The sequence below is a fragment of the uncultured Campylobacter sp. genome, from assembly GCF_938018035.1.
GTDB lineage: Bacteria > Campylobacterota > Campylobacteria > Campylobacterales > Campylobacteraceae > Campylobacter_B.
Window position 1 is genome coordinate 1 of sequence record NZ_CALIJF010000193.1, and the last position, 9,239, is coordinate 9,239.

The following is a 9,239-nucleotide window of genomic DNA, read 5'->3' on the forward strand; positions in this document are numbered from 1 at the left end:
CTTAATTCGTTTGTAGAGTTTTGATTTCATCGTTAAAACCATTATTTTCCATAAAATTCTTAATCTAGCCGTATGCTGCGCGATAATCTTTGCCTGGATAGAAAATTCTTTTAAGGCTTTGGTGTCGAGATCAAAATTTATGGCTCTTCGAATACGGCTCATTTGAAGTATCCTTTGCGTTCAAATCTCCGTATATGACTTATAAGATCTGCATCCCTAAGTTGACCTTCGTCGTCGTCTAACCATCTCCACTCTTTCACATTATCGCGAAAGAATTTTTGATTTAGCAAAATGGCGTGTGTAAATTTACCTAAATGCGGAAAATCCTGCTCGTCGTCTTCCTTACAAAGATAGGTAAATTTATCCTTTTTTACGAGGTTACACTCCTGTGCAAATTTATCGATTATTTGATACACTCTAGCCAGATCACATCTGCCTTCGCGTATAATTTTAGCCTCATCCATTACTATTTTGGTGCCTAACATCTTGTTCTCCTATAATCTTTTTTATTTCCTTTAATATTGATAATCCCATTTAAATTTCCTTTGCTAGAAAATATTACTAATAATCTCACAATTTTTAAATTAACTTTGACCGCCCTATTACAGTCCTGCTTCGGCTCTTAGCCGCGCGGCATACATCTCACGCAGGCGCGGTACGTATTTGCCGACCGTGCCGCCGCCGATCGCTCTGCCGTCTGCTTTTACGATCGGCAGCACCATCAGCGTCGCCGCGCTGATAAAGGCTTCATCGGCTTCATAAACCTCGCTCATTCCAAACGCCCGCTGCTGCACGCTAAGACCCGCCTGCTCGGCAAGGCCTAAGATCACCTTGCGGCGGATGCCAGGCAGTATGTCGTTTGAAAGCGGTCGCGTGATAAGAACGTCATCTTTGATGATAAATGCGCTGGAACTCGAGCACTCGGTAACGAGCCCATCCTCGATCAAAAAGCACTCATAAGCGCCCGCCTTGTGAGCCTCATGCTTTAAGATACACTGCGCTAAAAGCGAGATCGATTTTATATCGCGCCTGTGCCAGCGGATCTCGGGCAGGCTTACGATCTCGATCCCCTCTTTTGCGAGCGGATTATCAAAAATTTGCGTATGATAGACAAAGGCAAAGACGCTGGGCTCTATGCCGCGGACGTAATCAAAATCGCGCATCGCCGCACCTCTTGTGATTTGAGTATAGAAAGCGCCCTCGCTCACGCCACCCTGCGCGATGAGCTCATATAAAATTTCCTCATATTTTTCGCGAGAATATGGAATTTTTAGCTCGATCTGCGCGGCGCTACGCTCAAAGCGCTCCCAAAAATCCGCTCTGTCGCAAATTTTAGAATTTACCACGGGTGCTACTTCATAGATGCCGTCTCCAAGCACGAAACCGCGATCAAAAGGGCTTATCGCAGCCTCTTTGGCTTTGCAAAATTTGCCGTTAATATAAACTATCTCGTCGCCGCTCATTCCGCTGATTTCAAACATAATCGCTCCTTGAAATTTCGCGCTATTTTATCTTATAACAATTTAATTTAAGATATAATGCCGCAAAAATCGAAGGAATCCCGATGGATAGGTCAAATTTTAAAGATAGACTTTTAGATATTATGTTTCATGTATCGCATAAACCCGTGCTTTTCCGTGATCTGCTCGAAGCCAACGCCGAGTTTAACGACGGAATGCTCGTCGATCCTTCGAAGCTAAATTTTAAATTTAACTACGGCAAATCCTACGTTATCTTCGCTTGCTTCGCATTCGTCTGCGTTATGTTTCTGATAACGCTGACGCACGCGATGTTTGAAAAGATCGACTTTCACTTCTCCATTTTATTTACGATCATAGCGACGTCGGCGGTTTTTATCGGATTTGATTGCTTTAAAGCGTGGGCTAGAAAAAAGCTAACCCACGAGCTCATCAAACGCGCTTGGGCGAACCATTTCCTCTACTTTCCTTACGAAAAATACAGCCGCATAGTCGAAAATATCTACAACGAAGCGCTCAAAAATGACGTGCCTAGACGCGAGCTAGAACAATACGTGCTAAGCAAAATCGTAGAAGTCGGCGAAAAATAGTTTTAAAATACCGCAAAATTTTATAACGCAAAAAAGCATTACGATCCAAGCAAATTTTAAAATTTTATTGCGAAATATGCGGCACGTAGGCAAGACGTAAAAATTCCAGCTCGAAAAGCAAGCAGGTATGATGGATAAATTCCAAATCAAATTATATGTCGGTACTGCAAAAACTGCACCGTAAATTACGATAGATAAATTTTAATTAAAGTCTATACTTTCCTGCGCGACATTTCGCTACGGCTAAATTTCACTTCATAAAATTTATCTATCGTTTCTTAAATTCTAATCTCATTCACTTACTGCCGATTTAGAAATCCGTATTATGTAATTGAAGTTATGTTTAACTATTTTAGGGTAAAATCACGCAATATCTAAGGGATAATATTAAATTTAAGAAAAGGATAGTTTATGAAGCTACTTTTTTGCATTATTTTTGCACTTTGCAGCAGTGTTTTTGCGGGCAGTTTGGAGCAGATCAGATCTGCCGGGGTCGTTAAAATCGGTGTTCGTGATGGTAGGCCACCTTTCAGTGATGAAAAAAGTGGTAATTTCGAAGGCTTTGAAATCAACCTTGCAGACGCTATAGCTAAGAGCATATTCGGTGATAAGCGCGGTAGAGTCGAGTTCGTCCCTTTAAACGCCAGCGATAGGATCTCTGCATTACAAAATGATAAGGTAGATCTTGCAGTCGCGACCATCACGATAACGCAAGATAGAAAAAGGCAAATCGACTTTTCTTATCCATATTTTTCGATGAGTTTGGGAGTTTTGACACGTAAAAGCGACGGCATCAAAAGTATAGACGATCTTTCAAACAAAAAGGTCCTAGTAGAGGGTAGCGGGACTACGGCAGAAAATTTTTTGTATAAAAATAAAATCCACAATCTAATCCATTGCTCCATTACTACCGAATGCTACGATATGCTTAAGCAAGGCAAAGCCGATGCGTACGTTAACGATAATCTCATCGTGCTAGCTTATTCAATTATCGACGACAATTTAGAAGTAGCAATCCAAAATCTAGGTAATCCGGAATTCTTAGGCATCGGGGTGCGCAAAGGCAATACCGAATTGCTTGATCTGATAAATAAAGAGCTTGTTACACTTAGCAAGCAGGGCTTTTTCGAACGTTCTTATGATGAAACTTTCAAGCCATTTTATCAAGGCGCTGCAGATAAAAAATATTTCTTACTAGATGGGCTCTATGCTATATTTTAGGACGGAATTTAGCAGTGTTTTATCTAACGCCTTCGACTAAAACATCATTTATTATAAGCGGATAATATGCGAAATCCCATTTTAAGGACATAAAATGAAACTACTTTTTATAGCGGTTCTATTTTGTGCGGCGCTTTTTGCAGATAGCCTAGATCAAATTAGACAAAACGGCGTCATTCGCATCGGAGTGCGCGACGCCCATCCGCCGCTTTGCGAGTCTAATGGCGGCAAATTTGAAGGATTTGAAATCGATCTTGCAAACGCTATTGCTAAAGAAATTTTCGGCAAAAAAGAGGGCAAAATCGAGTTCATCCCACTAAGCGTAAATGATAGAATTCCATTTTTAGAGGCAAATAAGCTTGATTTGGTGATCGGTCTATTTAGCATCACCAACGAACGAAAAAGAAAAATCGATTTCTCCCTCCCCTACCTCTCCGCAAATTTAGGCGTATTAACGCGCAAAGCCGACGCTTTTACCGATATCGCGCAGCTTCATGATAAAAAGATCGTATTCGAAGGCGACGCGACGGTAGCCGAGAAATTTTTCAAAACCAAGGGATTTAAAAATTTAGGCCATTGCGCTTCGGCTAAGGAATGCTACGAAATGATTCGAAATGGCGATGCGGACGGCTATATAAATGATAATCTCATCGTGCTTGCATATTCCGTCATCGATGATACTTTGGAAGTGCCGTTTAAAAACCTAGGCCCTAGCGATTTCATCGGCATCGGCGTGCAGAAAGACAACAAAGAACTACTTGATTTCGTCAATGCAGAGCTCATTAAACTAAGCAAAGAGGGCTTTTTCAAAAAAGCCTACGAGCAGAGCTTTGATCCATTTTATCGCGGTACGGCGGATAAGAAATATTTTCTGCTAGATGGAATTTATAATATGCTCTAAAAGCTTATTTAAATTTTAAGTTCGGTTTTTAGAATTTTAGTAAATAAAATTTCCTGCTTCATTTGAAAGCGGAAAAGAGATTAAATTTAAGGATTTGCCATGAAATTGCTTCTTGCAATATTGCTACCATTTATCGTTGCTTTCGCCGATAGTTTGGAACAGATCAGATCAAAAGGCGTCGTTCGCATCGGTGTTTACGACGGACAGCCTCCTTTTAGCGAGCTAAACGATGGAACTTTTGAGGGCTTTGAAGTTACGATGGCACAGGCCATAGCAAATGATCTTTTCGGCGAAAAAGGCGGCAGAATCGAGCTTGTACCGATGAAGGTCGAGGATAGAATTCCAGCACTAGTAAACAACCGCGTAGATATCGTCATCGCTACGATTACCATTACGCCTGAACGCGCGCAGCAGATCGATTTTTCAACACCGTATTTTTCGGTAAATCTTGGAGTTTTAACCCGCAAAGCCGATAGAATAAAATCCTTAGCCGATCTGCGAGAGAAAAGAATTTTGCTCGAAAGCGGCGGTACAGGCGAGGCATTTTTTAAACAAGAAGGTTTTGGAAATTTTACATTTTGTAAGATCGCCAGAGAGTGCTACCGCATGCTAAAAGACGGCGACGTGGACGCCTACGCGACCGATAATCTAATCGCAATGGCATATCCGGTAGTCGATAGCGAGGTAGAAGTACCGCTTAAAACTCTAGGCAAGCCCGATTTCATGGGTATTGGCGTGCAGAAGGGCAATAAAGAGCTACTGGATTTCGTCAATGCAGAGCTTATAAAGCTAAGCAAAGAGGGCTTTTTTGAAAAGGCATACGAAGGGACTTTTAATCCATTTTATCACGGCGCTGCGGATAAAAGATATTTCTTGCTAGATGGAATTTACAGCTTCTTGTAGGATTTGCGGCTTATTTTAAAATTTATCACGCAAGATTTATCGCGTAAATTCTATCTCCTGCTCGCCATATTTTAGCTCTTGCGGCAGGGATCACGTAAAATTTTATCGCACAATCTTACTCGTTTAAATTTTTCAAAAAAGCTTTTTCGCGGGCAAAACGGCATTTATATAAAATTCCGCTCGTTTAAAATTTATCTTGCATAAATTCTACCGCAGCTTGAAATTGCCAGAATTAATTTAGCTCAGATTTTCATTATTTCAAATTTTACTCAGAATCTCTTTACTAGGATTTTTTTACCTCTTGCAATCCGCTCAAAATGCCCCCTCTAAAAAAGGTTAAATTTTTGCAGTCAAGAATTTATTCTGCGCAAAGAGTAAATTTTTACTACTTAAAATTACAAATGCAGCCCCCCCTCTGTCAAAAACCGATCAGTGATTTTCATATTGCAAACTGATCTATTTTTATGTATAATCGCAAACTTTACGAATTTCAAAGGATCAATATATGAAAAAATCCATCTGCTCCTCTATGCTTAGCCTCGCAGCGGTGCTCGCACTAGCGCCCGCACAAGCGCTTTGCAATGCAGATTCTAATCCGCCGCTTATCCATACCCATAATAACCTCTATTCGGCGGGATTTAGCGGCAATACTAGCGGCAGCGGAAGTACCAGCCCAAACGGCAATATTACGACGATTACGGGCGTTGCAAGCGGCGGGACGGATTACTCTGGTAGCGTGATTTACGGCGGAGGAAGCGGCGACGGGATTGCGGGCTTTACCGAGTTAAACTCCGCCTCCAACAATAGACTTACGATCAGAGGCGCAAACGCTTACGTGGGTATCGCAATAGGTGCTGAGGCCAAGGGTGTATCGGATAATTACGTGAGCTTGGAAAACGGCTCTAAGGTAAATTTGGTCGTGGGCGGGCAAGGCATAGCGGCGTCTAAAACGGGCAACGAAGGCGAAGCGACGCGAAATCAGGTTTTTGTAAAATACGGCGCCGAAATTACGGGAAATGCCGATAACTTCGGCGGCAGCTCAAATAGACATTATAATATCATCGGCGGCAGAAGCGGAGCAGACAAAAAAGCCTCCTCCAACGCCGTAACGATAGACGGAGGCACTATCGGCAACGGCTCCGTTACAAATGTAATCGTAGGCGGCATAGTAAGCGGTGGCGGCGATGCCGTATCAAATAGAATAACTATAAAAGGCGGCACGTTTAGAGGAGGCTTTGACATATTCGGCGCTCAATCCTCCACGGGAAAAAGCAGCTACAATAGCGTCAATATAACGGTGCCTTATTACGGCAGCACAAATACTATCACTCTAAATGGAAGCGGTAGAATTTGGGGCGCAGCGGGCGGAAGCGGAAACTCTAGTGCAAACTCCGTAACCATAAACGCAAGACTAAAAGCGCAAAATTACCAAGTAGTAGGCGGCCAAGCAAATAGCGCTAGCGTAATGAGCGCAAATCGCGTAGAAATCAATAACGACGATGCGATCGTAGGCAGCGTCACGGGCTCTTTGGGCGGCGCCTCAAGCTCGCGAAGCGTAGTTGATCTTTACAAAGGTACCGTAAAAGGCGATGTTGCAGCAGCAAACGGCATCGCAGGCGAATCGGACGGCGATAGAGTCGCTCTGGGAGCATTCGATTCTAATAAAGGCGTGCATATCGGAGGCAATGTCTATGGCGCACGTGCAGGAAGCGTCAAAAACGCAGTCGTTTATATCAATAAAGAAAGAACGACGATAGCAGGAGACGTCTATGCAGGCTATGCTACAAGCGGCAGCGTCGAGAATAGCAACGTAAATTTTAGAGGCGGCACGATAAGCGGTACAATCTACGGCAGCAATAAGCCTACGGATAAAACCAATACCTTGCATATCGAAAATTGGGTCGGCGGCGGCGTGAAAAAAGCCAAGGACATTAAAAATTTCGGCTCTATAAATTTTCACGATCTATATTCCACTACCCAAGCCGATGCGCCTCTTACTCTAACCACTAGCGGCAATACAAATTTAAACGGCACAAAGATAGAGGGTATAAAATCAGATCTTGGCGAAGGAAAGTACTATCTGATCCATAATTCAGGCGGTGGCACGATCACTAGAGCCGCGCAGACCGTGCAAGATAATCAAATTTACACGATTACCGACAAAGATCACTATCAAATCACCGGCACCACGATCGAGGTCGAAAACAGCAAAAATTTAATTATGCAGAAAGGCACATTAACTCGTTCTTGGGTAGACCCCAACTTCGATCAAAGCGAGCTAATGCAAAATCAAAATTCCAACAAGGCTGCGGGCGCTACTGAGCTATTCGGCAATAAAGGCAACACCGTAATCGTAAAAGAGGGCGCAGGCAATCTAGGCGGCAAAAACATAAGCTCGGGCAGAGACGACGCTACCGACGGAAGTAACAGCGTCCACGACAACCACACCAAGATCAATGGCGGAAGCAACATAGGCGAGATCGACGGAGGATATTCAAATTCCGCTACCCCGCAAGAAATTTATAATAACCACGTAACTTTCGAAGCAAGCGGAATAGACGTGGGGTACGTAAATGCGGGCATCACTCATAGCAGTAGCGGCGGCGGCAACGTCCACGATAATAGCGTAACTACGAATGCTACGATAATCCACAATAGCATTTACGGCGGCAATACTAGCAACGGAGAAGCTAAGTCCAATATCGTAACTATAAATAACGGCAGCGTAGGAGCAATGGCAGTGGGCGGCAAGGGAAACAGCGCGATTTCCAACACCATAACTCTTAACTCGGTAAACGTAGGCGGAAGCGTATACGGCGGAAAGGCTAGCGGCACCGCCTCCTCCAACACTGTAAATTTAAACGGCAACACGCAAGTTGCTGGCAACGTATACGCAGCGGAAGCTACTAGCGGCAGCAACAACGTAGTAAATTTCAGAAGCGGCAGCGTAGCGGGCACGTTATACGGAGTATCTAGCGCAAACGCTAGCAATTCGGGCAATAGCCTAAATATCCTATCTTCAAACTCAGGCAATGGCCTAAATGCAGGGAATTTTGCAAATTTCAATAAATTGGAATTTAACCTAGCCTCCCTTAGCGAGATAGAAAACGATGCTTCGTCTAGTACCAAAAGAGCTTTAAGCTTAACCGGCTCCGGCAATACCGACCTAAGCGGTACCGATATATTTGTAAACTCGGCAAGCGAATTTAACGCTTTAAACAATGCAAGCTATCCAGATGGCGATAATAAGAAATATACCCTTGCCTATAAAAGCGGAGGCGGTAAATTTACCGGATATGATCCGCGCTTTAAAGACAAGGGCTACGTAACTCAACTAAATAAAAACTATGTCATAAAAGATGCCAATACCTTTAGCAGAAACATAGGCGGTATGCATATAAGCGAGGATGAGAAAGAACTTTATATCCAAAAGCTTATTAAGACTAACGAGAGCATAAATGGAGACTTTGATGCGGATGAGCTGCAGAAGTATCTTGGTTCCGGCGGTCTTAGCGGAAACAATATAGATATAGGCAAAGCGGGGGAGGATAAGAATTTTAACGGTAGAAATATCCACGCAGCAGGCACAAATAATACGTTAAAATTTTATCAGCGGTCATAATGTAGGCGTAATAAGCGCAAGCGGCAGCGGCAATACCCTTAACATAGGAGCTAGCAATAGCTCTCCTGCGGCAGTAAATTCCTTAAGCGCTAAAAATATTAGCGGTTTTGACAGGCTAAATTTTTTCCTTCCTAGCTCCATTAGAGCAGGCGATAGCGTACTTACCCTAAGCGATCCTACCGCTAACACAGATCTAAGCAACGTAAGCAATATTACGGCTTATATCAGCGGAGTAAGCGGTCCGTTAAGTCCAAGCAGCGAGATTCATCTAATCAATAAGCAAGGAAGCGGCAGCCTTATAACTCCTAACGCAGCCAATATGCATGCAACGCTAAATGTAGGGGTAAGCCTAAGCTATAGCCCTAAAATTTATCAAAGCGGCAATTATCTAAATTTAGGCTTTGATGCTTCCTCGGCTCCTAGCGCGCGCGTAAGCTCTAATACCAAATCCTTCGCAGAAACCCGTGCCGCAAGCTTAGCTAGCTTAAAGAGCGGAAGCGAGTTAATCACTAACTACCTAGATA

General features: G+C 43.2%; 8 protein-coding genes. 6 read left to right on the forward strand and 2 right to left on the reverse strand.

What is annotated here, in order from left to right; translation table 11 throughout:
* Nucleotides 1-158: 158 nt before the first annotated feature.
* Together Q0257_RS05845 and Q0257_RS05850 are read right to left on the reverse strand one after the other, a co-directional pair.
* Entirely contained in the window at nucleotides 159-485 is a 327-nt protein-coding gene (locus Q0257_RS05845) for a hypothetical protein (protein WP_298022776.1), read from the reverse strand.
* 117 nt (nucleotides 486-602) lie between these two features.
* Entirely contained in the window at nucleotides 603-1,481 is an 879-nt protein-coding gene (locus Q0257_RS05850; RefSeq protein ID WP_297961600.1) for an aminotransferase class IV, read from the reverse strand.
* A gap of 83 nt (nucleotides 1,482-1,564) precedes the next feature.
* Between Q0257_RS05850 and Q0257_RS05855 the strand changes: the two genes are divergently transcribed.
* The 6 genes from Q0257_RS05855 to Q0257_RS05880 form a co-directional block, all read left to right on the forward strand.
* Complete coding sequence (locus tag Q0257_RS05855; RefSeq protein WP_298022779.1) at nucleotides 1,565-2,068, forward strand: hypothetical protein; 504 nt, start codon at nucleotides 1,565-1,567, stop codon at nucleotides 2,066-2,068.
* A gap of 411 nt (nucleotides 2,069-2,479) precedes the next feature.
* On the forward strand, nucleotides 2,480-3,289 hold the full coding sequence (locus tag Q0257_RS05860; protein ID WP_297893824.1) for a transporter substrate-binding domain-containing protein: 810 nt from the start codon (nucleotides 2,480-2,482) through the stop codon (nucleotides 3,287-3,289).
* A gap of 94 nt (nucleotides 3,290-3,383) precedes the next feature.
* The gene (locus tag Q0257_RS05865) at nucleotides 3,384-4,190 is read left to right on the forward strand and encodes a transporter substrate-binding domain-containing protein (RefSeq protein ID WP_298022782.1); all 807 of its coding nucleotides are present in this window, start codon (nucleotides 3,384-3,386) and stop codon (nucleotides 4,188-4,190) included.
* Nucleotides 4,191-4,289: 99 nt separating this feature from the next.
* Complete coding sequence (locus tag Q0257_RS05870) at nucleotides 4,290-5,093, forward strand: transporter substrate-binding domain-containing protein (RefSeq protein WP_298022784.1); 804 nt, start codon at nucleotides 4,290-4,292, stop codon at nucleotides 5,091-5,093.
* A 505-nt stretch (nucleotides 5,094-5,598) separates the two neighbouring features.
* Nucleotides 5,599-8,715 (forward strand): hypothetical protein, encoded by a 3,117-nt coding sequence (locus tag Q0257_RS05875; RefSeq protein ID WP_298022787.1) that lies wholly within the window; start codon nucleotides 5,599-5,601, stop codon nucleotides 8,713-8,715.
* 319 nt (nucleotides 8,716-9,034) lie between these two features.
* Nucleotides 9,035-9,239, forward strand: a 205-nt coding sequence (locus Q0257_RS05880) for a hypothetical protein (RefSeq protein WP_298022790.1), incomplete at its 3' end; no start/stop codon positions are given.

What these genes read in the sequence shown, in the direction of transcription:
- Q0257_RS05855 (WP_298022779.1), top strand. Translation starts at nt 1,565, where the DNA reads ATGGATAGGTCAAATTTTAAAGATAGACTTTTAGATATTATGTTTCAT.
- Q0257_RS05875 (WP_298022787.1), top strand. Translation starts at nt 5,599, where the DNA reads ATGAAAAAATCCATCTGCTCCTCTATGCTTAGCCTCGCAGCGGTGCTC.
- Q0257_RS05870 (WP_298022784.1), top strand. Translation starts at nt 4,290, where the DNA reads ATGAAATTGCTTCTTGCAATATTGCTACCATTTATCGTTGCTTTCGCC.
- Q0257_RS05850 (WP_297961600.1), bottom strand. Translation starts at nt 1,481, where the DNA reads ATGTTTGAAATCAGCGGAATGAGCGGCGACGAGATAGTTTATATTAAC.
- Q0257_RS05865 (WP_298022782.1), top strand. Translation starts at nt 3,384, where the DNA reads ATGAAACTACTTTTTATAGCGGTTCTATTTTGTGCGGCGCTTTTTGCA.
- Q0257_RS05860 (WP_297893824.1), top strand. Translation starts at nt 2,480, where the DNA reads ATGAAGCTACTTTTTTGCATTATTTTTGCACTTTGCAGCAGTGTTTTT.
- Q0257_RS05845 (WP_298022776.1), bottom strand. Translation starts at nt 485, where the DNA reads ATGTTAGGCACCAAAATAGTAATGGATGAGGCTAAAATTATACGCGAA.